This is a genomic window from Streptomyces sp. NPDC088812, assembly GCF_044750285.1.
Lineage (GTDB): Bacteria > Actinomycetota > Actinomycetes > Streptomycetales > Streptomycetaceae > Streptomyces.
Genome location: NZ_JBIVJP010000024.1, coordinates 167962 through 190475 on the forward strand (window position 1 = coordinate 167962; position 22514 = coordinate 190475).

At 71.1% G+C, this 22514-nt stretch carries 19 protein-coding genes and 2 tRNA genes; 3 read left to right on the forward strand and 18 right to left on the reverse strand.

What is annotated here, in order from left to right; all coding sequences use genetic code 11:
* Positions 1-55: 55 nt before the first annotated feature.
* The 5 genes from clpX to ACIP67_RS34585 all read right to left on the reverse strand — a co-directional run bounded on the left by clpX (position 56) and on the right by ACIP67_RS34585 (position 5026).
* Positions 56-1345 (reverse strand): ATP-dependent Clp protease ATP-binding subunit ClpX, encoded by a 1290-nt coding sequence (gene clpX, locus ACIP67_RS34565; protein ID WP_385065258.1) that lies wholly within the window; start codon positions 1343-1345, stop codon positions 56-58.
* A 191-nt stretch (positions 1346-1536) separates the two neighbouring features.
* Positions 1537-2217: an ATP-dependent Clp protease proteolytic subunit gene (locus tag ACIP67_RS34570; protein WP_389512368.1), complete on the reverse strand. Its 681-nt coding sequence runs from the start codon at positions 2215-2217 to the stop codon at positions 1537-1539.
* 123 nt (positions 2218-2340) lie between these two features.
* Positions 2341-2949: an ATP-dependent Clp protease proteolytic subunit gene (locus ACIP67_RS34575; protein ID WP_401697204.1), complete on the reverse strand. Its 609-nt coding sequence runs from the start codon at positions 2947-2949 to the stop codon at positions 2341-2343.
* A gap of 393 nt (positions 2950-3342) precedes the next feature.
* Positions 3343-4761 (reverse strand): trigger factor, encoded by a 1419-nt coding sequence (tig, locus tag ACIP67_RS34580; protein ID WP_401697179.1) that lies wholly within the window; start codon positions 4759-4761, stop codon positions 3343-3345.
* A gap of 188 nt (positions 4762-4949) precedes the next feature.
* Positions 4950-5026 (reverse strand) — tRNA-Pro (locus ACIP67_RS34585).
* Positions 5027-5205: 179 nt separating this feature from the next.
* On the opposite strand from ACIP67_RS34585, the gene ACIP67_RS34590 reads away from it, so the two are divergent.
* Positions 5206-5276 (forward strand) — tRNA-Gly (locus tag ACIP67_RS34590).
* A 179-nt stretch (positions 5277-5455) separates the two neighbouring features.
* On the opposite strand, the gene ACIP67_RS34595 is transcribed toward ACIP67_RS34590, so the two are convergent.
* Complete coding sequence (locus ACIP67_RS34595) at positions 5456-5650, reverse strand: hypothetical protein (protein WP_363088264.1); 195 nt, start codon at positions 5648-5650, stop codon at positions 5456-5458.
* A gap of 409 nt (positions 5651-6059) precedes the next feature.
* Between ACIP67_RS34595 and ACIP67_RS34600 the strand changes: the two genes are divergently transcribed.
* Positions 6060-7211 (forward strand): acyltransferase family protein, encoded by a 1152-nt coding sequence (locus ACIP67_RS34600; RefSeq protein WP_401697181.1) that lies wholly within the window; start codon positions 6060-6062, stop codon positions 7209-7211.
* A 70-nt stretch (positions 7212-7281) separates the two neighbouring features.
* Here the strand turns inward: ACIP67_RS34600 and ACIP67_RS34605 are convergent, their stop codons facing one another.
* The 12 genes from ACIP67_RS34605 to ACIP67_RS34660 all read right to left on the reverse strand — a co-directional run bounded on the left by ACIP67_RS34605 (position 7282) and on the right by ACIP67_RS34660 (position 22205).
* Positions 7282-8709, reverse strand: a complete 1428-nt coding sequence (locus ACIP67_RS34605) for a DUF6177 family protein (RefSeq protein WP_401697183.1) — start codon at positions 8707-8709, stop codon at positions 7282-7284.
* A gap of 45 nt (positions 8710-8754) precedes the next feature.
* Entirely contained in the window at positions 8755-12732 is a 3978-nt protein-coding gene (eccCa, locus tag ACIP67_RS34610) for a type VII secretion protein EccCa (protein ID WP_401697184.1), read from the reverse strand.
* 34 nt (positions 12733-12766) lie between these two features.
* Complete coding sequence (locus tag ACIP67_RS34615) at positions 12767-14278, reverse strand: CpaE family protein (RefSeq protein WP_401697186.1); 1512 nt, start codon at positions 14276-14278, stop codon at positions 12767-12769.
* A 61-nt stretch (positions 14279-14339) separates the two neighbouring features.
* Positions 14340-15695 carry a type VII secretion integral membrane protein EccD gene (eccD, locus tag ACIP67_RS34620; protein WP_401697188.1) on the reverse strand — a complete coding sequence of 452 codons (1356 nt, stop codon included), beginning with the start codon at positions 15693-15695 and terminating at the stop codon, positions 14340-14342.
* Positions 15696-15771: 76 nt separating this feature from the next.
* Complete coding sequence (locus ACIP67_RS34625) at positions 15772-16203, reverse strand: hypothetical protein (RefSeq protein ID WP_401697190.1); 432 nt, start codon at positions 16201-16203, stop codon at positions 15772-15774.
* Positions 16204-16238: 35 nt separating this feature from the next.
* Entirely contained in the window at positions 16239-16682 is a 444-nt protein-coding gene (locus tag ACIP67_RS34630; protein ID WP_401697205.1) for an HD domain-containing protein, read from the reverse strand.
* 229 nt (positions 16683-16911) lie between these two features.
* Positions 16912-17313 (reverse strand): hypothetical protein, encoded by a 402-nt coding sequence (locus ACIP67_RS34635; protein ID WP_401697191.1) that lies wholly within the window; start codon positions 17311-17313, stop codon positions 16912-16914.
* Between the two features lie 41 nt (positions 17314-17354).
* Positions 17355-19811 carry an ADP-ribosyltransferase gene (locus ACIP67_RS34640; RefSeq protein WP_401697192.1) on the reverse strand — a complete coding sequence of 819 codons (2457 nt, stop codon included), beginning with the start codon at positions 19809-19811 and terminating at the stop codon, positions 17355-17357.
* Positions 19808-20068 (reverse strand): DUF6507 family protein, encoded by a 261-nt coding sequence (locus tag ACIP67_RS34645; RefSeq protein ID WP_401697193.1) that lies wholly within the window; start codon positions 20066-20068, stop codon positions 19808-19810. Before ACIP67_RS34645 ends, ACIP67_RS34640 begins: the two co-directional genes overlap by 4 nt.
* A gap of 45 nt (positions 20069-20113) precedes the next feature.
* The gene (locus ACIP67_RS34650) at positions 20114-20269 is read right to left on the reverse strand and encodes a hypothetical protein (protein ID WP_401697195.1); all 156 of its coding nucleotides are present in this window, start codon (positions 20267-20269) and stop codon (positions 20114-20116) included.
* 167 nt (positions 20270-20436) lie between these two features.
* On the reverse strand, positions 20437-21471 hold the full coding sequence (locus ACIP67_RS34655; protein ID WP_401697197.1) for a hypothetical protein: 1035 nt from the start codon (positions 21469-21471) through the stop codon (positions 20437-20439).
* Entirely contained in the window at positions 21468-22205 is a 738-nt protein-coding gene (locus tag ACIP67_RS34660) for a hypothetical protein (protein WP_401697199.1), read from the reverse strand. Before ACIP67_RS34660 ends, ACIP67_RS34655 begins: the two co-directional genes overlap by 4 nt.
* A gap of 102 nt (positions 22206-22307) precedes the next feature.
* Here ACIP67_RS34660 and ACIP67_RS34665 point away from each other — a divergent pair.
* On the forward strand, positions 22308-22514 hold a 207-nt coding region (locus tag ACIP67_RS34665), incomplete at its 3' end, for a hypothetical protein (protein ID WP_401697201.1).

Genomic DNA, 22514 nt, shown 5'->3' on the forward strand with positions numbered 1-22514 from the left:
GCGAAGGGGCCCCGGTCGGTCGACCGGGGCCCCTTCGTCGTGTCGCGGGTGGCGGTTACGCCGTCTTCTGCTCCCCCGAGCCCCGGCCGCCCCGCGCGTCGCGGGGGATCAGGGTCGGGTTGACGTTGGAGTGGACGACGTCCGCCGTGATGACGACGCGGGCCACGTCCTTGCGGGACGGGACCTCGTACATCACCGACATCAGGACCTCCTCCATGATGGCGCGCAGGCCGCGGGCGCCGGTCTGGCGGAGGATGGCCTGGTCGGCGATGGCCTCGAGGGCCTCGCGCTCGAAGTCCAGCTCCACCCCGTCGAGTTCGAAGAGGCGCTGGTACTGCTTGACGAGCGCGTTGCGCGGCTCGACCAGGATCTGGAGCAGGGCCTCGCGGTCCAGGTTGTGGACCGAGGTGATCACGGGCAGCCGGCCGATGAACTCGGGGATCATGCCGAACTTGACCAGGTCCTCGGGCATGACGTCCTCGAACTGGTCCTTGGCCTCCAGCTCCCGCTTGGAGCGGATCGTCGCGCCGAAGCCGATGCCCTTGGCGCCGGCCCGGGACTCGATGATCTTCTCCAGACCCGAGAAGGCACCGCCCACGATGAACAGCACGTTCGTCGTGTCGATCTGGATGAACTCCTGGTGGGGGTGTTTGCGGCCGCCCTGCGGCGGGACCGAGGCCGTCGTGCCCTCCAGGATCTTCAGCAGGGCCTGCTGGACGCCCTCGCCCGACACGTCGCGGGTGATGGAGGGGTTTTCACTCTTCCGCGCGACCTTGTCGATCTCGTCGATGTAGATGATCCCGGTCTCGGCCTTCTTGACGTCGTAGTCGGCGGCCTGGATCAGCTTCAGCAGGATGTTCTCGACGTCCTCGCCGACGTACCCCGCCTCGGTGAGCGCCGTGGCGTCGGCGATCGCGAACGGCACGTTCAGCATGCGGGCCAGGGTCTGCGCGAGGAGGGTCTTGCCGGAGCCCGTCGGGCCCAGCAGGAGGATGTTCGACTTCGCCAGCTCGATGGCGTCCTCGCGGTTCTGCGCGCCGCCGTTCTCACCGGCCTGGACCCGCTTGTAGTGGTTGTACACCGCGACCGACAGGGCCTTCTTGGCGGCCTCCTGGCCGACCACGTAGCCCTCGAGGAACTCGTAGATCTCGCGCGGCTTCGGGAGCTCCTCCCAGCGGACCTCGCTGGTCTCCGCGAGTTCTTCCTCGATGATCTCGTTGCAGAGATCGATGCACTCGTCGCAGATGTACACACCGGGCCCTGCGATGAGCTTCTTGACCTGCTTCTGGCTCTTGCCGCAGAACGAGCACTTGAGCAGATCGCCGCCGTCACCGATGCGTGCCACGGTGTGCTTCCCCTTCGCCTGGGAGACGCCTGGACGCTAAGAGTCCAGCGGCTCCTGGTGCTGCCTTATGTCGACGGTACCTTGCCGGGCCCCCCATTCGGGCCCCCCTTGGCGCGGTTCGGGTCCCGCGCGTGAACGCGGACCGCGTCCCACCGTGCCAAGGGGCGGCAGACGATACTCCCCCTGGCGCGCTAGCGCAGGTTGGTGTTGTTCATCTTCCGGGTCGAGATGATCTGGTCGATCAGCCCGTACGACAGCGCGTCCTCGGCCGTGAGGATCTTGTCGCGCTCGATGTCCTCGCGGATCTTCTCGATCGGCGTGGTGGAGTGCTTGGCCAGCATCTCCTCCAGCTGCGAGCGCATCCGCAGGATCTCGTTCGCGGCGATCTCCAGGTCGGAGACCTGGCCGCGGCCGGTCTCGCTGTACGGCTGGTGGATCAGCACGCGGGCGTTGGGCAGCGCCATGCGCTTGCCGGGCGTACCGGCGGCCAGCAGGACGGCGGCGGCGGAGGCCGCCTGGCCCATGCAGACCGTCTGGATGTCCGGCTTCACGAACTGCATCGTGTCGTAGATCGCCGTCAGCGCCGTGAAGGAGCCGCCGGGGCTGTTGATGTAGACCGAGATGTCCCGGTCGGGGTCCATCGACTCCAGGCACAGCAGCTGCGCCATGACGTCGTTGGCGGAGGCGTCGTCGATCTGGACGCCCAGGAAGATCACCCGCTCCTCGAAGAGCTTCGCGTACGGGTCGTACTCGCGGATGCCCTGGGAGGTGCGCTCGACGAAGCGCGGGATGACGTAGCGGGACTCGGCCGTGGGGCCGGTGTACTCGGCGCGGGTGCGGTCGTACAGGCCGCTGCCGGGGAAGTCGTTCACTGTGTCTCCTGGAGAGGGTCCGGGCGGTGGGCTGGAGGGGCTGGAGAGGGCGCTGACGGCCTCGTGGGCGCCGCGTGCTCCCGCCGGGGGGAGCGCAGGGGCCCGAGGCCGTGGCGGGCCCTGCTAGGCCGCCCCGGTGCCGCCGCCGCCCGGCATGCCGGCGGCCGTGGGGATGACGTCGTCGATGAGGCCGTACTCCTTGGCCTCGAAGGCGTCGAACCAGCGGTCGCGGTCCGAGTCGCGGGTGATCTGCTCGATCGACTGGCCCGTGTGCTGGGCCGTGAGCTCGGCCATGCGCCGCTTGGTGTGCAGCAGCCGCTCGGCGTGGATCTTGATGTCCGAGGCCGAGCCGGCCAGGCCGGCGGACGGCTGGTGGATCAGGATCTCGGCGTTCGGCAGCGCGAAGCGCTTGCCGGGGGTGCCCGCGCTGAGCAGGAACTGCCCCATGGAGGCCGCGAGGCCCATGGCGATGGTCACCACGTCGTTCTTGATGAACTGCATCGTGTCGTAGATCGCCATGCCGGCCGTGATCGAACCGCCGGGGCTGTTGATGTACAGGTAGATGTCCTTGTCCGGGTCGGCGGCAAGGAGCAGCAGCTGTGCGGTGATCTTGTTCGCGATGTCGTCGTCGACCGGCTGGCCGAGGAAGATGATCCGCTCGTTGAGCAGCCGGTTGTAGACCTGGTCACCGAGGCCGCCACCGATGGAAGGCTCGCCGGCGGCGGAGGGCATCAGATTCGTCACGTATCCACCTGCTCGTCTTACGACGGCGCCGGGCCGTCTCACGTGTTCTGCCGGGGCGTGGGGCCGTCCGGCGGTTCGGCGACTCCCCTGCCCGCGTATTCATGGACCCTAACGCGCGGGTCCCTTCGGAGAATCCCGGAGAGTGGAGTGTTCGCCGGGGGCGTAGCGGTGGGCTCCGCCGGGGGGCCGACGCGGTTCGGGCGGGGGGCTGTGGCGGCCGCCGGACCGCGGGTCCGACGCGGCGTGTCGTGCCCACGCGGCGGAGCCGTGCACCGGAACGCCCCCGCGCCCCCGGGCGGGCCGCCCCCGGCGCACGGCGAGAGGCCCCGGAGCTGTTCTGCCCCAGGGCCCCTCTTGCCTACGTCAGCGGGGACGCGATGATCAGGCGTCGGCCTTCTCGTCGCCCTCGCCCTCGGCCTCGTCCTCGGTCTTCGCCTCGGCGGCGGCGTCCTCGGTGGAGGTCTCCTCGGTGGAGGTCTCCTCGTCCTCGTCGCTCAGGTCGATGACCTCGCCGTTGGTGTCCTTGACCGTGGCGGACTCGACGACCGAGGCCAGGGCCTTGCCGCGGGCGACCTCGCCGACCAGGAGCGGGACCTGGCCGCCCTCGACGACCGCCTGGGCGAACTGGTCGGGGGACATGCCGGAGGAGGCGGCGCGGCGCATGAGGTGCTCGGTGAGCTCCTCCTGGTTGACGTTGAGCTTCTCGCGCTTGACGAGCTCGTCCAGGACGAACTGGGTCTTGATGCCCTTGACCGCGGCGTCGCGGGTCTCGGTCTCGAACTCCTCGGCGGTCTTGCCCTGGATCTCCAGGTACTTGTCGAGGGTCAGGCCCATCTGTCCGAGCTGGTGGTGCTCCAGGTTGTGCTTGCGGGTGTTGACCTCGTCCTCGAGCAGCTTCTCGGGGACGGGCACCTCGACAAGCTCCAGCAGCTTCTCCAGGACGCGCTCCTGGGCCTGCGTGGCCTGGTCGTACTGCTTCATGTTCGCGAGGCGCTTGCGGCTGTCCGCCCGCAGCTCCTCGAGGGTGTCGAACTCGGAGGCGAGCTGCGCGAACTCGTCGTCCAGCTCGGGCAGTTCACGCGCGGCGACCTGGGAGACCTTGACGGTGACCTCGGCCTCCTTGCCGGCCGCGGAACCGCCCTTGAGCTCGGAGGTGAAGGTGGCCTCGCCACCGGCCTCCAGGCCCTTCACGGCGTCGTCGATTCCGTCGAGGAGCTCGCCGGAACCGATGGTGTAGGAGACGCCGCTGGCGACGCCGTCCTCGAGGACCTCGCCGTCGACCTTGGCCTCCAGGTCGACCGTGACGACGTCGCCGTCCTCGGCGGCGCGCTCGACCGGGGAGGTCGAGGCGAAGCGCTCGCGGAGCTGCTCGACCGACTTCTCGACGTCGTCGTCCGTCACCTCTACGGCGTCGACCTCGACCTCGATGGAGGAGAAGTCCTCCGGGAGCTCCAGGGCGGGACGGACGTCGACCTCGGCGGTGAAGTTCAGCGTCTCGCCGTCCTTCAGCTCGGTGATGTCGACCTCGGGCTGGCCGAGGACGTCGATCTCGGCCTCGTTGACCGCCTCCGTGTAGAACTTCGGCAGCGCGTCGTTGACGGCCTCCTCCAGCACGGCACCACGGCCGAACCGCTGGTCGATCACCCGGGCGGGGATCTTGCCCTTGCGGAAGCCCTTCACCGTGACCTGCTGGTTGATCTTCTTGTACGCCGCGTCGAGGCTGTCCTTGAGCTCCTCGAAGGGCACCTCGACAGTGAGCCGAACCCGAGTCGGGTTCAGGGTCTCCACGGCGCTCTTCACGGTTCGGTCTCCTTGTGGCTGACTTCTTGGTTTTCGCCGGAGCCAGACAGGTCCGGCGATGAGACGCCCGGGAGAGTTCGTAGGCCGGGTGGGCCGGGACACACGGGCGCGCAGCTTGCATAGTAACCGCAGCAGCTGGGCCGCCCAAAAGACGATCTCCGGTGCGGCGCCCGGCGTGATCGCGCAGGTGGTCGGGGTGGCGGGATTTGAACCCACGGCCTTCCGCTCCCAAAGCGGACGCGCTACCAAGCTGCGCCACACCCCGTCTGGTGCGACACGTAGGGTACATGCCCGCAGGCCGCGCGACCGCCGCATTCACCGGCCTTCCGGACAACCGCCGGCGCGGCCGGCGGCGCGGCCCCGACACCGGGGTGTGCGACGGGGCGGGCCGACCCGCTACGATGCCTCCAGTGCCGCGGTCATCCGACCTGCGGCGCGTCCTGTGCGGGCGTAGCTCAATGGTAGAGCCCCAGTCTTCCAAACTGGCTACGCGGGTTCGATTCCCGTCGCCCGCTCTGTACGGCTCAGGGCCAGGCCGGAGGATGTCTCCTCCGGCCTGGCCCTGATCGTTTTCGCGGCCGGGCCGGGTTCGGCCGGCCGGGTGAGCCGTCGGCCGGCCCTGGGGGATCTCCGGTCGGCCGGTCCCGGGGGATCTCCGGTCGGCCGGATGCGCCGGCGCGCGGGGCGCCCGGCCTCAGAAGCTGATCGAGTTGATCGTTTCCGCGAGGGAGTCGAGGAAGCGGTTGATCGACGGGGCCATGCCGGTCGAGGCGAGGAAGAAGCCGAAGAGGATCGCGACGACGGCGGGTCCGGCCTTGATGGACCCGCCCCGGATCAGCACGACCAGGACGATCGCCAACAGCAGCACCACTGACAGTGAAATGGCCACAACTGATCACACCCTCGGTCGGTCCGCTCTGCCGGCCCGGGGGCGCCACCCCGCGCGCCCCCGCCAGGGACCATCGTGCCACCAACCCGGCCTCCTCATGCGGCCGGTGAGACATCTGTGACGTCAACTCCCGCCGTCCGGGCGGCGACGGGTGCCTTCCGATCTTCCCCGCACAACAATTCGACGGCACCCTCCCGGCGGAATTCCACAACGGCCGCGCAGGTAATTCGAATTGAGTGCACGGGAGTACCGACAACACCGCCACAACCGGCGGTATGCACCTTTTAGTCGGGATGAATCGCGACATCCAGGACGCGAAGAGAGCGCCGTCACTGCTGAATTGAGGAATGACATCGCGATGACGTGGCACGTTGTACGTATTGCCATGGACAACGCTAGGGTGCCTCAGATGTTCCACGCCGCTTCGTCTCTCGTGCCGAGTCCGCGCTCCTTGCGGAGCCAGAAAGATCAGCAGCACCGGTCCCCCGACAGACGGGCCAAGCAGCGTGACGCGTTCTTCGACAACGCCAAATACCTGGCGATCGTGCTGGTGGCCGTCGCCCACGCCTGGGAGCCGCTGAAGGGCGACAGCCGGGTGCTCCAGGCCGCGTACATGCTGGTGTACGCGTTCCACATGCCGGCGTTCATCGTCATCTCCGGGTTCTTCTCCCGCGGTTTCGACGGGAGCCCCGGCAGGCTGAAGCGGCTGGTCACCGGTGTCGTCGTGCCGTACGTCGTCTTCGAGACGGCGTACCCGCTGTTCAAGACGTACGTCGACGGCGTCCCGCAGGACATCAGCCTCCTGGACCCCTACTTCCTCACCTGGTTCCTGTGCGCCCTGTTCATCTGGCGCCTGACCACCCCCCTGTGGAAACTGGTCCGCCATCCGCTGCCGCTCGCGCTGGGCATCGCCATGCTGGCGTCCGTCACCCCGGCCATCGGTGACGACCTCGACCTCCAGCGCGTCCTTCAGTTCCTGCCGTTCTTCGTGCTGGGCCTGACGCTGAAGCCGGAGCACTTCCGGCTGGTGCGCCGGCGCTCGGTGCGGATCGCGGCCGTTCCGGTGTTCGCCTGCGCGCTGGCGTTCTCCTGGTGGGCGGTGGAGCGGATGAACGGCGCGTGGTTCTACCACCGCGACTCCGCCCAGGAACTGGGCGCCCCGTGGTGGGTCGGACCCGTCATGCAGCTCGCCCTGTTCGGCTGCTCGCTGCTGCTGACCGCGTGCTTCCTGTCCTGGGTGCCGGGCCGCACGATGTGGTTCACCACGCTCGGCGCGGGCACCCTCTACGGCTATCTGCTGCACGGCTTCCTGATCAAGGGCGCCGACTACCGGGGCTGGTTCGACCACCCCGCCCTGCACCGCCCGCTAGGCGAGATCGCCGTCAGCGCCGCGGTGGCCGTGGCCGTCACCCTGCTGTGCACCGCACCGGTGCGGCGGGTGTTCCGCTGTGTGATGGAGCCGCGGATGGACTGGGCGTTCCGGACCGATCCCGTACGGGTCGCGCGGGAGCGCGAGCGGGAGCCGGAGCGGGAGCCGGAGCGGGAGAAGGTGTCGGCCTGAGCGGGCGCGGGGAGCGCGCGCCGGCGGGTGGGGAACCGCCTGCCGGGTGTGCGCTGCTCCCCGCGGCCCGTCAGGCGGGGCCGTCCTTCAGGTGCCGCATGAGGCGTTCGAAGTGCTGCCAGGCCGACAGGTCGGACGGGTCGCCCGGGAGCTGGTAGTAGAGGGCCGGACGCGTCCTCGGGCCCAGCTCGCGCGGCGGATGGCCGAGCGGGGTCCGCCTCGCCCGGTCGCCCGGCATCCCGCGGACCTCCTCCGCACCCAGCACGAACGCGTACGGCACTCCCGGGCCCTCGAAGCGCGGCGGGACCGACAGGTCGCGGCGGGCCCTGCGGACCTGGACCAGCATCGACTGGAGGCGGTGACGGACGGCCAGCGTCTGCGCCGCCCGGACGATCGCGTCCGTCGGGCCCTCCTCGCCGGGGCCGTACCCGAAGGCCAGCGTGACGTCCTCCTCGACACCGGCCTCCGTACGGGTGATCCGGACCGTCGCCAGACCCGGGCGCTCCGGCGCGCCGACGACCACGAGCCAGGTCGGCTCCGGCGCCCGCTCGAAGGCCACGTCGGTGAGCCCGCGCAGCGACCAGGGCAGGTTGGCGGGCTCCTCGGTGCCCCAGCCGGCCGGCGGCCCGCCGGTGATCTCCCGCCAGACCGACTCCACGGCGCCGCCGAGGACCAGCCGGTCGTCGGCGGGGTGGACGCAGCGGAAGGAGATCGCCAGCTGGCGTTCCCCGGTGTCCGCGATCTGCGCGCCGAAGGCCTGGGCGACGGTGGTGCGCGGGTCCTCGAGGGTCGCCTCCGGCGGCACGGCCGGCATGAACAGGCCGTCTCTCCAGTGCAGGACGGCGCCGGACAGGCCGTCGTAGTAGCCGCACTCCTCGTCCTGCACCACCCAGCGCGAGGGCCAGCCCGGCAGCGCGCCCCGGACCGTCGGGGAGAGCCGGGTGCCGGCCGGGGTGACGATCTGGAGTCCCAGCCGGGCGTTCGCGGCGGCCCGGAAGGCGTCCGCGAGCCAGGCGGTCATGGCGACGACCGGGCGGTCCTGGATCACCACGGCGACCTTGTCGGTGAGCACGTCGACGGCGGGCTGGGCGGCGGCCGGCACCGGCAAGGCCGTCATCCCCTCCGTGTTCACCACGGCGAGCGAGGTCGCGGCCGCCCGCGGCCAGGCGGTGCCGCCGACCAGGGCCGCGACCCGCGCCGCGAAGGTCCCGGCGAGCGCCTCGGCCTCCTTCACGCCGGTGGTGGCGCGGGCCTCGGTCCACCAGTAGGGGACCTCCGGCTCGTCCGCGCCGAGCAGCCGCGCCGCCTCTCCCCTGACCTGGACGAGCAGCGGGGCCTCGACGGAGAGCAGCGGGCGGCCCTGCTCGTCGTGCAGCCGCACCAGCGCGCCGTCGGCCTCGGCGCCGACCAGTTTGTCCGGGCCGCCGGAGAGGAGGCCCGCGATCACGCTGAGCGGGTCGGGCATCTTCCTCGTGAGCGCGACGACGTCCTTCGTCATGGGTTCGTCTTCTTCGTGAGCACGACGACGTCCTGGGTCATGGGTTCACCTCGTCCCCGCGTAGACGGTCTGGATCAGCCGGTTCGGCTCGCCCCTGCGGATCAGTACGCCCCGGCCGGGCGGCTGCTGGGAGGCGTACACCCCGGAGAAGAGCTGGCCCTCGCTGCGGTCGCCGGCCATCACCAGCGCCGCGGCGCCGGATTCGCGCAGGCCCGTCATCAGCGGCTCGTACAGGCCGCGGGAGGCGCCGGCGACGCGCCGGGTGAGGACGAAGTGCAGGCCGATGTCCTGGGCGGAGGGGAGGTACGGCACGAACGGCGCGAGCGGCTGCTGGCCGGCGGTGGTGAGGACGTCGTAGTCGTCGACGAGGATCACGATCCGCGGGCCGGAGAAGCTGCCGGGCTCCAGCTCGGCGCCCTCGGCGTCGTCGGGCATCCGCTTCTCCAGCTCGGTGGCGATGCCCGCGGCGAGGCCCGCGCTCAGCTTGGCGTTGTAGGCGTAGCCGCCCCGGTACTCCTCCGGGACGACGCCGCGCAGGCCGCGCCGCGGGTCCATGACGCCGAAGACCAGCTCGTCGTCGCGGTAGCGCTCCATCAGGCCCTGGGCGATCGCCGTCAGCAGGTTGGTCTTGCCGCACTCGCTGTCGCCCATGATCAGCAGATGCTGGTCGTGGTGGAACAGGTCGAGCAGGACCGGCGCGAGCTTCGTCTGGTCCAGCCCGATCGGGACCCGGCGCGGTTCGGCCGAGGGGCCCGGCAGGAGGTGCGGTTCCAGGACGTGCGGGAGGACCCGTACGGGCTGGGCGACCTCGCCGGTCCAGGTGGCGCGGACGGTCCGGGCGGTGCGCTCCAGGACCGCGCCGAGGTCCGCGGTGTCGGCGATGCCGTCCGTGCGGGGCAGGGCGACCTGGGCGAAGAGCTTGCCGTCGGTGAGGACGCGGCCCTTCTCCTCGGGTGCGAGGGTCTCGGCGAGCTTGCGGTCGATGCTGGACTCGCTCGCGTCGTTCAGGCGCAGCTCGACCCGGGTGCCGAACTGGGACTGGGTGGCGATGCGCACGTCGTTCCAGCGCAGCATGCCGGCGACGACGTGGATGCCGTAGCCGCTGCCGCGCTTGAGGATGTCGACGACCGCGTCGTCGAGGTCCTCGAAGTCGTCGCGCAGGGCGCCGAAGCCGTCGATCAGCAGCACGATCTCGGTGGAGGCCAGCTCGGGCAGGCGGCCCGCGGCACGCAGGGTGCGCAGTTGCTCCAGCGAGTCGATGCCGTGGACGCGGAACAGTTCCTCGCGCTGGTCGAGCATGCCGCGCACGGAGTCGATGGTGCGGGCGGCGCGCTCGCGGTCGGCGCGGCCGGCGACCCCGCCGACGTGCGGCAGCCCGGACAGCGCCTGGAGGCCGCCGCCGACCAGATCGAGGCCGTAGACGCCGACCTCCTGGGGGGTGTGCGTCAGCGCCAGGGAGAGCGCGAGGGTGCGCAGCAGGGTCGTCTTGCCGGACTGGGGGCCGCCGATGACCGCCGCGTGGCCGCCCGCGACCGTGAGGTCCAGGTACCACTGGCCCTGCCACTGCCTGGTGGGGTCGTCGAGGATGCCCAGGGGCACCCGCAGCGGGCCGCTCCGCCGGGCGAGCTGGGTGCCGCGCGCGCCGACCTCCAGCGGACCGGCGACCTTGTCCAGGGCGACCGCGTCGGGCAGCGGGGGCAGCCAGATCTGGCGGACGGGGCGTGCGCCGGCGTCCTCGATCCGGCCGACCATGACGCCCATCTCGGTGGGCCCGGTCTCCCGGCGCCGCATCTGCGGCTCCGCCGGCGCCGCCGCGCTCTCGTCCCGGCCGAGGGTGTTGTACGCCTCGAACTCCAGGGCGAGCGGCCCGGTGTCCTCCTCCTCGCGCCGTACGGGTCCGCGGTAGGCGCCGGAGACGTACCCGGCCTTGAACCGCTCGTAGTGGCTGGTGTCGACCTTGAGGTAGCCGAAGCCGGGCAGTGGCGGCAGGTGGAAGGCGTCGGTGGTGTCGAGGACGGTGCGGGACTCGTCGGCGGAGAAGGTGCGCAGGCCGAGCCGGTACGACAGGTAGGTGTCGAGGCCCTTGAGCTTGCCGCCCTCGATGCGCTGGCTGGACAGCAGCAGGTGCACGCCGATGGAGCGGCCGATGCGGCCGATGGACAGGAACAGGTCGATGAAGTCCGGCTTGGCGGTGAGGAGTTCGCCGAACTCGTCGATGACGACGAAGAGGTGGGGCAGGGGCTCCAGGTCGGGGCGCTTCTCGGCGCGCAGGGCGGCGTAGTGGCCGATGTCGGCGACGTTGCCGGCCTCCTTGAGGACCTGCTGGCGGCGCTTGACCTCGCCGGCCAGCGAGGCGTGGACGCGTTCGACCAGGCCGGCCTGGTTCTCGAGGTTGGTGATGACGCCGGCCACGTGCGGCAGGCCGGCGAAGGGGGCGAAGGTGGCGCCGCCCTTGTAGTCGACGAGGACCATGGCGAGGTCCTCCGGCGGGTGGGTGGCGACCAGGGCGAGGACGAGGGTGCGCAGCAGCTCGGACTTGCCGGAGCCGGTCGCGCCGACGCACAGGCCGTGCGGGCCCATGCCCAGCTCGGAGGACTCCTTCAGGTCGAGCAGGACGGGCTCGTGGGAGTCGCTGACGCCGATGGGCACGCGCAGGAAGGCCCGCTCGCCGCGCGGCGCCCACAGCCGGGCGAGGTCGAGGTCGGCGACGTCGTCGATGCCGAGGAGTTCGGCGAAGTCGACCGGGCCGCTGAGCGGGGCGTCCGCGGCCGTCGAGTCGGCGGACAGCCGCAGCGGGGCGAGCATCCGGGCGAGGCCCTCGGCGAAGGGGACGCCGACCTCGTCGACGGTGCCGTGGGCGCCGATCGGCTCGTCCTCGCGCAGGTCCTCGACGTCGATCCGCTCGCCGTCGACGGTGATGCGCACGCCGACGCTGCCCGGTTCCTGGACGCGTTCGTCGAGCAGGTGCAGGACGGTGACGCCCATCTCCCGCAGGCCGACCGCGTCGTCGGGGCGGGGCAGGTCGACGGCGTCGTCGCCGTGCGCGTCGGCGACGACGAGCAGCCGGGAGGTCATGGCGAGGGCGTCCTTGCCGGACAGCCCGCGGCGCACCTCGGCCGCGTAGGAGGCGCGGCGGCGCAGTTCGGGGCCGATCTGCCGGGCCAGCTGGGGCACGGAGGGCGCGATGCGGCGGGCGGCGACGGGACCGTCGAACTGCTCGGGGTCGAGCGTGTGGGGCAGCCACTTGGCCCACTCCCAGTCGGCGATCCGGTCGCCGGGCGCGGCGAGCGCGAGCGCCACGTCGTCCGGGGCGTGCAGGGCGGCGGTCTGGACGACCAGCGCGCGGGCGATGCGGAGGGTGTCCTCGCGCCGTCCGATGACGCTGATGTTGCCGACGCGGTCGAGCGGGACGGTGAGCGGGAGGTCGGTGCCGGTGCGGAAGCGGGCCATCAGCGCGGACGCCTCGTTCAGCATGAACCGGTCCGGCGGGGTCAGCACGGACGAGCCCTGCTGGCCGACCTTCAGGTCCCTCACCGGCATCTCGCCGGTGCCGGCCCGCACCCGCAGGAAGTCGCCGTCCAGGCGGCGGCGTTCCCACAGCCGGGCGGGATCGCGGACGATGTCGTACAGCGCGTCCGGCGGCGGGTTGAGCACCTGGGCGGTCTCCCCGCGCCGGCGCTCCTCCGCGGAGAGTTCCTCGCGCAGGTCCTCCAGGTAGGCGAGGTAGGCCTCGCGCTGGGTGCGGCGGGTGCGCTGGGCCTTGCCGCGCTGGGAGAAGACCAGGGCGAGGGAGCCGACCAGGGTGACGACGAGGATGATCGCGCCGAGCCCGGCGAACTGGCTGTTGCGCACGACCGTCATCATCACGACGGACGACATCACGCCGGCGACGGGCAGCAGCGACGTGGCGACGGAACCCGCCTTGCCCTCGGGCAGGTTGGGCGGCGCCTCTATGGTGCGCGGCTCGGGTGCGGCGGGCGGCCGGGTGGTCCGCGCCGGGCGGTGGATCAGTCGGGTACTCATCGTCGTGGCCTCTGTGGGGTCCCTTCGAGGTGGGTCAACGTCGCTTCTGGGACAGTTCGAAGGCCTCGGCGGCGAGCCGGGTGACGGCCTGCCGGGTGGCCTGCGCGAGCAGGTCGGTGCGGATGGCGCCGCCGGCCGCCAGGTGCCGGTCGTACGGCAGGACCCGGACGCTCGCCCCGGTCGCCTTCAGCTGCTCGGCGGCCTTGTCCAGGTCGAGTCCGGGGTGCGGTGACGTCTCGGTGAGGACGACGACGGTCGAGGTGGTGATGGACCGGGGCAGGCCGCGCATCCACTCCAGCACCGAGCGGGTGCTGGCGATGCCCTCCAGGGTCGCGGGCACGGTGAGCACGCGGGCCTGCGCGGCGGACAGCGCGGTGCGGGCCACCTCGGCGGGCAGGGTCTCGCAGTCGACGACGGTCACCCCGAAGTAGCGGCGCAGCGACACCATGACCCGCTCGTAGGCCCTGGTGTCGAGCATCGCGCCGACCTGCCCCTGGCTGCCGGGCAGCAGCCAGGCGTTGTCGGGGAGCTGGACGAGGTAGCCGGTCACGTCGAGCAGCGACATCTGCGGCTCGACGAGGGCGGCGAGGTCGCCGGTGGTCCAGCGCAGGCTCTCCGCGCCGAGCCGCACCGGCAGCGAGCCGAGCGCCGGGTCGGCCTCGACGAGGAGGACCGGGTCCTGGCGGTAGTGGGCGTAGGTGGCGCCGAGCAGGGCGGCGACCGTGGTCTTGCCGGAGCCGCCGCGGATGGAGGTCACGGCGATCTGGCGGCCGGTGGTGACCGGCCGCTGGAGCACCTCGGCGGTCGCCGTGGTCTCGGCGACCTCGCGCGCGGCGGAGGACACGACACGGCGTACGGCGCGCAGGGCGCGGGCGGTGAACGGCTCACCGCGGCGGGGCTTGAGCCCGGCGGCGGCCAGCCGCTTGTCGAGGACGGGACGGGTGTCGGGGGCGGCGGTACGGGGGGTGGCGGCGGTGTGGGGGGCGGGGGCGGGGTGGGTGGGCTGGGCGGATGGGGCGGGGTGGGTGGGCTGGGCGGATGGGGCGGGGTGGGGGGTCTGGGCGGCGTACGGCTGCTGCTGGGGGTACGGCGCGGCCTGCTGCTGGGGCCATTGGCCGGGGCCGGGCTGCTGCTGCTGCTGCGGATAGCCGTACCCGGCCTGCTGCTGCGGGTGGCCGTACCCGGCCTGCTGCTGCGGGTGGCCGTACCCGGGGGCGGTCTGCGGGGCCGGAGTGCCCTGCGCGGGCACGCCCGGCTGCGACGGCTGCTGCTGTTCCGGCTGCTGCTGCTGTTCCGGCTGTTGCTGCTGTTCCGGCTGTTGTGCCTGGGGGCCCTGCCCCTGGGACTGCTGCTGCGGTGCCGGCTGCTGTGCCTGGGGGCCCTGCCCCTCGGGGGCCTGCCCCTGGGGCTGCTGTGGCTGCTGCTGTGGCTGCTGCTGTGGCTGCCGTTGTGCGGGGGCGCTCTGCCGGGCCGCGGGCTGCTGAGGTGCCGCGCCGCCCCTCAGGTCGCGCAGCACGTCGTTCTGCCAGTTCTCACCGCTCGGCATGTCGCCCTTCTCCCTTGCCTCGTGCTCCCGCCCGGAACAGCGACGCGTCGTCCCTCAGACCTCAGAACTTGTCGAGCAGTTGCCCGTAGATGCCGAACACGCCGACGGCCAGCGGGAACAGTCCGATCACCCCGACGGACTCGACGAGATCGGCGAGCCGCCGCAGCCGCACCCGTACGTGCTCCGGCGGTTCGATCGCGAGGACCAGCAGCGGCAGCAGCGCGGCGGCCGCCGGCAGGGCCAGCGCGCCGGCGCCGCCGGCGTGGTCCAGCCACAGCACGGCGAGGCGTACGACGAGTACGGCGGCCGCCCCGAACAGCGCCACGACCTCCGCGACCAGCGGGAAGGCCCGGGCCCGCGACAGCAGCACGACGGCGGTGAGCGACGCGAGGGTCACCGTCCACGCGGTCGGCTCCGCGGCGGTGGTCAGCAGCCAGCCGCCGGCGGCGGCCGAGGCGGCGGCGACCACCGTGGCGAGGGCGAGGCCGCGGTGGGTGGCGGCGAGCGCGTTGGAGACCTGGTGCCGGCTCACCGACACGCCCGAGGAGCGCCGGTCGTCGAGGCCGGTGAGTCCGGAGGCCATCAGTGCCAGGCGCGGCAGCAGGCCGAGCAGCACCACGGAGAACACGGCCATCACGGCTCCGAGCCGGTCCGGACGGTCCTGTACGGCGGCGACGGCCTCCCAGACGGCGGCCACGGCGACGGCCGCCGCCGCCCCGATGAGCCCGCCCCGGCCGAGCGGTGAGAAGTACGCGAGCAGTACCAGGGCGAGCACCAGCGCGCCGATCACACCGGCCAGGCGGGCCTCGCCCGGCCAGGAGTAGGCGTCGGCGGCGGTCCACGCGGCGAGCAGGCCGAGTCCGCCGGAGGCGAGCAGCAGCGCGGTGGCGAGACCGAGGTTGCCGTCACCGATCTTCGCGACGACCGCGCCGCCCAGCAGGAACACCACGAAGGCGACGGCCAGCGCGGTGGCGACGGACTCCAGCGCGAACTCGCGCCGGGCCAGGACCGCCGCGGCGACGGAGAAGACGACGGTGGCGGTTCCGGCGCTGACCCGGCGCGCGGCCGGGCGCCAGCGCCAGGCATGCAGGTCGAGGTCGTCGGCGACCTGGTCGGTCACGTCGTGGACGACCGGCGCGGGCGGCGCGGCGTGCGCCCGGACGAGCTGGAGCACGGCGCCGTCGGCGACCTCGGCCGAGGACAGGGTGGCGTCGTGCGGCAGCACGGAGCCTTCGGCGGTGACCAGTTGCCGGGTGGTGGGCCGTGAGGCGACCCGGTCGTCGAGCAACCGCAGGATGTCGGGGAGCAGTTGGCCGATCGGGGTGTCCGACGGCAGGACCAGGTCGGCGCGCCGCCGTTCACCGATCAGGGTGACTCGGCTGAGCTGGGCCCGAGACGTCGTTGCAGTGCTCACCACTCACCGGAACCTATCATCGCGTCAATTCGGCCACGGGCCGTGTCTGAAATGAACCCGTCACGCGTGCTCGTCTTCTTCACTGCTTCTCCCCGGTGGCGTCCGTCGCGTCCGTGGCGTCCGTCGCGTCCGTCGCGTCCGTGGCGTCCGTCGCGTCCGTCGCGTCCGTGGCGTCCGTCGCGTCCGTCGCGTCCGTCGCGTCCGTCGCGTCCGTCGCGTCGGCGGACGGGCTGCCGCCGGTGGGTTCGTACAGCTGTTCCTGCTGCTGTTCCTGCTGCTGTTGCTGTTGCTCCTGCTCGGCCTTCTGCTTCGCCAGGGTGGACTGGAGGAAGGACCAGCCGACGCAGCCGGCGCACAGTACGGCCGCGATCGCGATGCCCGCGAACACCTTGCCGAGCCGTTCGTCCAGCGTGCGCCGGCCGCGCTGGGTGCCGAACAGCAGCGCGTCGCGCATCCGGCGGCGCCGCACCGCCACCGACTCCAGCAGTTGGCTGTCGTAGTCCCGTGCCATTCAGTCGTCGTCCTGTGCTGGGGTGCCGTCAGTCGTCAGTCTTCGGGGGTGAGACCGAGGTACCGCCTCATGGCGTCGTACTTGCGCTCCAGGCGCCGTGCGGTGGCCTCGTCGAGCCGGGCGAGCCGGGCCGGGTCCGCGTTGTGCGCGAGGTCGGCGGTCTTGACCAGCCGGGCGCCCGGCGTGGCGAGGATCCGCCGCGCGTACGCCTCGGGCGTCTCGCCGGGCCGCTTGGTCACCGCCCGGACGACGTCCTTGGTCCGCTGGTCGAGGAGGGCCGTCTCCAGCCGTTCCTCGCTCAGCACTCCGTCCTCCACGGCGTCGTGCAGCCAGGCCGCGGCGATCAGTTCGTCGCCGCCGCCCCGGGCGCGCACGCCCTCGGCCACGGCCCTCAGGTGCTCGGAGTACGGCCGCCCAGCCTTGTCCGTCTGCCCGGCGTGCGCGGCCCGCGCCATGGCCTCGACCTCGGCGAGACCCATGTTCACGACGCGCACCTTCCATGGTGCCCGTGCTGCGGCATGCAAGCTCCCCCTTACTTTGCCCGTGCAACATAAGGCACGGGAGGGTGGGGCGTACACCCGGGGGGCGGGTTGTCGCCGGACCATGTCCGTGAACTCCCGTCCTCTCGTCCGCCAGTCGCTGCACCGTCCGCGGGCCGGGAGCCGCGGCGACGGCGTCGCGACACCGCGGAGATCCGTCAGAAGCGCCCTAGTCGCCCTGGGCGAGGTTCTTGACCGCGTCGGCGTCCGGGGCGGCGGCGAGGGACTCCGGGACGACCCGGCCCTTGTTGCCCTCCGGACTGGCCAGCAGCTCCGCGAGGGCCTGGGACGGCGTGACGCCCCGCCCCTTGGCCTCCGTCAGCCTGGCGTGCCAGAGACCGCCTTCGGACAGCGCCCGGGGGCCGGCGGCCCGCCGCGGCTCCCACGCGGCGGCGTCGTCCTCGTCGGAGACCCACACGTATCCGAGAACGGCTCCGCCCTGCTTGTCGACCACGCTGACGTACCGCACCGGCTTGTCGGTCCGGGTGCGGTAACGCGCCGGGCCCGGCGCCACCTGGTTGAACGGCAGGTCCTCGGCGAAGCGCGGGTTGATCGGTCGTTCAGAGTTCATGGCGTACACGTTCCTTCTCGTCTGCCTGATCCGCGAAGAGGCTACGGCCTCGGCAGGACTTCACCGTAGACGTGCCACTTGCCGTCCGTCTCGTCCATGAAGACGCGCGTCACCTTGAACTGCGAACCGCGCGCGAGGAGCAGCTCCCGCTCTCCCGGGAACTTGGAGAGGTGGTCCAGCCACAGCGCCGGCGTTCCCTTGGGCACCCGCAGGTGCATCCACACCGGCTTGCCGTCGAAGGGCGGCGGCGGTGTCCTGCCGAGCGCCGTGGAGGTGTACGCCTTGTCGTCGAACACGCCGCCCTGCATGTCCAGCGGCGAATTCAGGTGCAGGTGGTCGATCGCGGTGCCCCGGACGACCATGATGTCCTCGGGCACCGGGCGGGCGCCCATAACCTCGTCCATCTCCTCGATCGTGTGCAGCACGTCCGCTGACGTGCCGGTGCCGAAGCGGAGGTGGCCGTTGATGTCGTCGTAGGCGTTGCCGGTGTAGGTGACGAGCGCGTCCCTCGACGCGGGGTCGAGGTCGTCCAGGAAGTCGTTCCAGTAGGCGTTGCCGTAGTCGAAGCCCGCCTTGTTGCTGACGCTGGGCGCCGGGTCGGTGCCGCGCGCCAGCTCGTCCGTGGCCACCGCATGCTTCTCGGCGTCGCTGAGGCCGGAGAACTCGACCTGGGACATCGACGGCTTGTACTCGAACGGCTCCCCGGCCCCGCCGTGACCCGGTACGTCCGTCCCCGTGTGGCCCGGGGTCACCGGTGCGTCGGTGCCGTGGTGCGCGGTGGCGTCCACGGCCGTGTCACCGGCGTCCGTGTGATCGGCGGCGTCCGTCGCGTCGTCCGCGTGGCCCGTACCGTCGTGCCCCGCGCCATCGTGTCCCACGCCGTGCGCGGTGTCGTCCGGGTGGGCGGTGGGGGTGTCGTGGCCGGTGCCGTGCGGTGCGTCGGGGCCGTGGGCGCCCGTGCCGGGGACGTCGGGGCCGCCGGTGTGGGGGGTGGTGGTCGGCACGTCGTGGGTGGCACCGGCCGTCGGGGTGTCGTGGTACCACGCCGAAGGTGTCGTACCGGAGTGGGTTGCAGCCGTTCCCGTCGGAACCGTGTCACCCGTGCTGTGCGGGACGCCGCCGTCGGACGTCGTGTGCGCGGCGCCGGCGTACGCGCCGCCGTCGGCCGTGTGCGCGGCGCTCGCGTAGACCGGTGGTTCGGGGGTCTGGACCGTCCAGTGGGAGGGAAGTCCGGAGGGTGTCCGGTAGGACGCCGGGGCCTCGTGAGGAACCGGCGTGGTGTCGATGGTGCCGTCGGGCGAGACGAGGTTGCCGTTCGGCTCCATCACGCGGCCGTCGGGGAGCTGGACGGAGCCGTCCGGGAGCGTGGGGATGTCGATCGTCCCGACGCCCTTGAGGCCCTTGGCGATGTCGCCGATCTTCGACAGGCCCGCACCCGCGCCCTTGGCGATGTACGTCATCGGGTCGATGACCTTGCCGGCCTTCCCGGCCACCGACAGCACCTTGGCGACCGCGCCCGCCTTGCCCGCACCCGCCGCCGCACCACCCGCACCACCGGTGAACACCGTGGTCAGCACGTTGAACGTCACCGCACCCGCCGCACGAGCGGGGTTCTTACCCCACTCGTCCCACGCCACCAGCGCCTTCCCGGTCTCCTTCATCGCCGTGCGCGAGTCCCGCAGCCACGACGGCAGCTTGTCGTCCGGCAACGCCCAGAACGCCGTACCCACCAACGGCATCCCCGTCAGGACCAGACCGGTCGCCAGCTGCGCCAGCCCCTTCCAGGCCTGCCCCATCGCCTCCCAGCCACCGAACCCGACCAGCGTCCCCAGACCCTTGATCGTCCCCCACACACCGTCGACGATCAGACCGTCCCACACGAACGACTTCACCCAGTGGCCGACCTCGTACCAATAATGCTTCTCCTCCACCGGGTCACCCCAGGGAAGCTGCGCGTTCTTCAAGTCCTCCGCGTCGAACCCGTACTGGTCCTCACGCTCCGACCCGTCCCCCGCGACCATCTGCGTCCCGCCCCACAACGCGGTGATCTTGTTGTGGCAGGTCCGCTCCGCCGCCCAGAACGCCGCCACCGTCGCGGTGATGTCGTCCCGCAGCCGGTTGTGCTCGGCGACCTTGTCCTCGTCGTACTCCCACTCGTCGTCGTCCTTCACGGACGTGACGAACGTCTGCGCCTCCGTCTTCAAGGACTGCAACCTGGAGACGAGCGGGCGGATCTCCGCCGCGTACGACGACAGCGCGGAGGACACGGTCTCGAGGCCGTCGGCGAAGGTGTCGGCGCGGTCCTGCACCGGCTTCGTCGTCGCGAACAACTGCTCCGCCTCCGGAGCCTGGTAGAACGCCGACAGCCCCTGGAACTGGGAATGCACATCACTGCCCGTATCCCGGACACTCTTGGCATCCTTCTTCAACGCGGCATGATCCAACTCAAGTTGGAAGAGGTTGCCGGTGAACTGCGGGATCTGTTCCGGATCGATCACGCCTTGCCGACTCCCGGCGCGTCCAGCTTCGGAGCCTTCAGCGTGTTGCGCTGCGCCTCCGCCGCCATCTCCTCGTCACCGTTCAGATACGCCGTCGTCGCGTCCACCACACCCTGCATCGGTTTACCCGCACGCGCCGCCGCCGACGTCAGATGGTCACCGAACGCCGTCGCATGCTTGTGCAGACCCGACGCCGTCTCACCCGTCGTCTTCAGCACCTGCTGAATACCCTGCTGCTTCAAACCCCAGTCCGGCACCCGTCCACCCCTGTCTCCGTCCCCGCAGCGTCAACGCGACGCGCTTCAGCCGATGTTGTCGACCGCGGCCTTCGCCCGCTGCTCCGTCGACTGCCCGTACCGTCGTTCTTCTCCAGCGTCGACTTCACCAAGGTCGTCACTCGACCCGCGCGCATGACGCATCAGCGTCGACAGCGTCTGTGCACCCATGTCGAACTTCATGAAGGACCCCCGTCCACCAGATCGATGACTCACCCAACGCTCACCAAGCGCGCACCCATCCATACCAAGCGCCCGGCCCGCCCAGCAATCGGGGGTCGCCGTCATCACCGAGACCCCACAAACGGGTGACCGCACCATGGAGGACACACCCCGACAGCCGGTGCCCATCAGTCGGCGAGCGGGCGTCCACGGCGTAGGTCGGCGAGCAGGAGCGTGCCGGCCCCGGAGCGATCCGCGCGGCCGGCGTCCTGCTCGTCCGGGAGTCCGGACAGCTCCGCCAAGGCCGCCGACGGGGACAGCCCCCGGTCATGTGCGGCTCTCAGGCGCTCCAACCACACCAATCCAGCACGGTACGTCGCATCATCGCCGACATCCCTCGGCTCGAAACTCGCCGCGTTCTCGTCGTCCGAGGCCCACAGGAAGCCAAGGACCCGGGCATCCTCGCTCCTCACTGCCACGTACCGGACTTCTCCCTCGGCCGTACGCCGGTATCCGATACGCCCGAACCCGGGGGCATGGGCGAACACCCGGTACCGGGACGGCACCTCGAAAGTGCCCCACACGTCCGACGCGGCCCCGTCCGTGTCGAAGAAGTTCTCAGCACCGCTCTCGGTCGGCTTCGCGAAGTACGTCGGGTCATCCGGGTCCGTCTCGGACTCCAGGACCTCGGCGAGGTCATGCAGCACCGCGGACAGCCGAGGCCCGTTCACCACGTAGACCTCGTGCTGCGGCCGCCCTTTCAGGTCGTAAGGCAGCCAGACATCAGCGTGCGTCACCAGATCAACGGTGACGAAGTCGGCGAAGGACGAGGCTCCCAGGCGGAACAGCTTCTCCTCCCGCGATTGGCCTCCGTCGACATCAAGCACCACTGTTCCGGAGCACTCGACGAAGGCGTCCACGGACCCGATCTCGCCGGCTTCCAAGCCTGCCCTGACCTCGTCGACCATCGAGCCGAGCAAGCCGACAGCGTCCTTCGGACCCACCACACCCGACGGAACGGTAAAGTCCCCTTCGAACAGGACTTTTCTCGTCCTGCCTGCCTCGGACACAGAAACGCGAACGGCCGAGTCACCAGCAGCAAACCCGTGAACAGCCATAACGCCGTACGCCAGCAGCAGGTCACGCAGACAGCACACCAACGCATCAGCAGTCTCGTCGTCACGCCCCCAAGCCCAGCGAGCGACAGCCGAAGAGGCGATCACAGAGTTCCCTCCGGCGTGAACCTGCCGCCACGGGGAATGAAGAACATCCCGTCCGGAGTGCGGATGACGAACTGCACGTTCTTACCCTCGTAGCCTTTCTCAAGCCGACCGAGCTGTGTCTCCATGTCGAGCTTGGAAGCCTTGGTGTCCACAACGAATGTCTGGATATCGGCTTGGGAATCGGTGAGCTGGCCGATCTTCTTGAAGATGTTACGCACCACCTTACCGGCCTCAGCAGGGGAATCCGCTCCCGTCATGTCCTTGAACTGCCATCCGTGGACTGTGCCGTCCGCTTCCCGGGCGACCAGGTCAAGGTCCGTCTTCGGCCCTGTCAGGACTCCGGGTTTGATCTCGTGGCCCCCCTGTTTCAATTCGAATGAGATGTCCGTGAGTCCGGCCTCATGGAGCCGGTTCGCAAGTCGAATCTGTTCCAGGCATCCGGAGAGTTCACTCGGCCGCGACATATTGGAAACCACGTCGGAGAAACCAGATGCCTCCCGGAACCGGCCGGAAGCGATAGTGTCGGCGATCTCCCTGCCCGCAGGACTGTCACCAAGGGTGCTGAGAATCGCCTCCACGTCACCCGGTTTGACCTTCGTGCCACGAATCTGTTCGCGGACCAGCTGTTCGAGTTCACTGCCCCGCTCAAGCGGCCCCGTCTCCTCCGTCGGCCTCTGCCAGCCACCGGGATCATCGATGTTACCCGCGCCAAAATCATCGGCGCCTGCTGCCACGGGGCTGTCACCGGCTCCCGCTGCACGCACTCCTCCGGCTCTGGTCACGTCTCCGGCATGACTACCTGATGCCCCCTCATGAATGCCGGGATCGGCGCCATCATGGACGGCACCACCTGTCTCCTGGGCGCCACGGCCGTCCCCGACAACATCACTGCGACCAGTCGGCGGCTCATGGCTGGCGGAGGGCCCAGCACCGTGCTCGTGAGCCGTTCCGCCGGGGAGGTGGTCGGCGGTACCGCCGGGGAGGTGGCTGCCCGCGCCGCTGCCGGGCAGGTCGGCGCCGGCGTGGACGGCCGGGATGTCGCC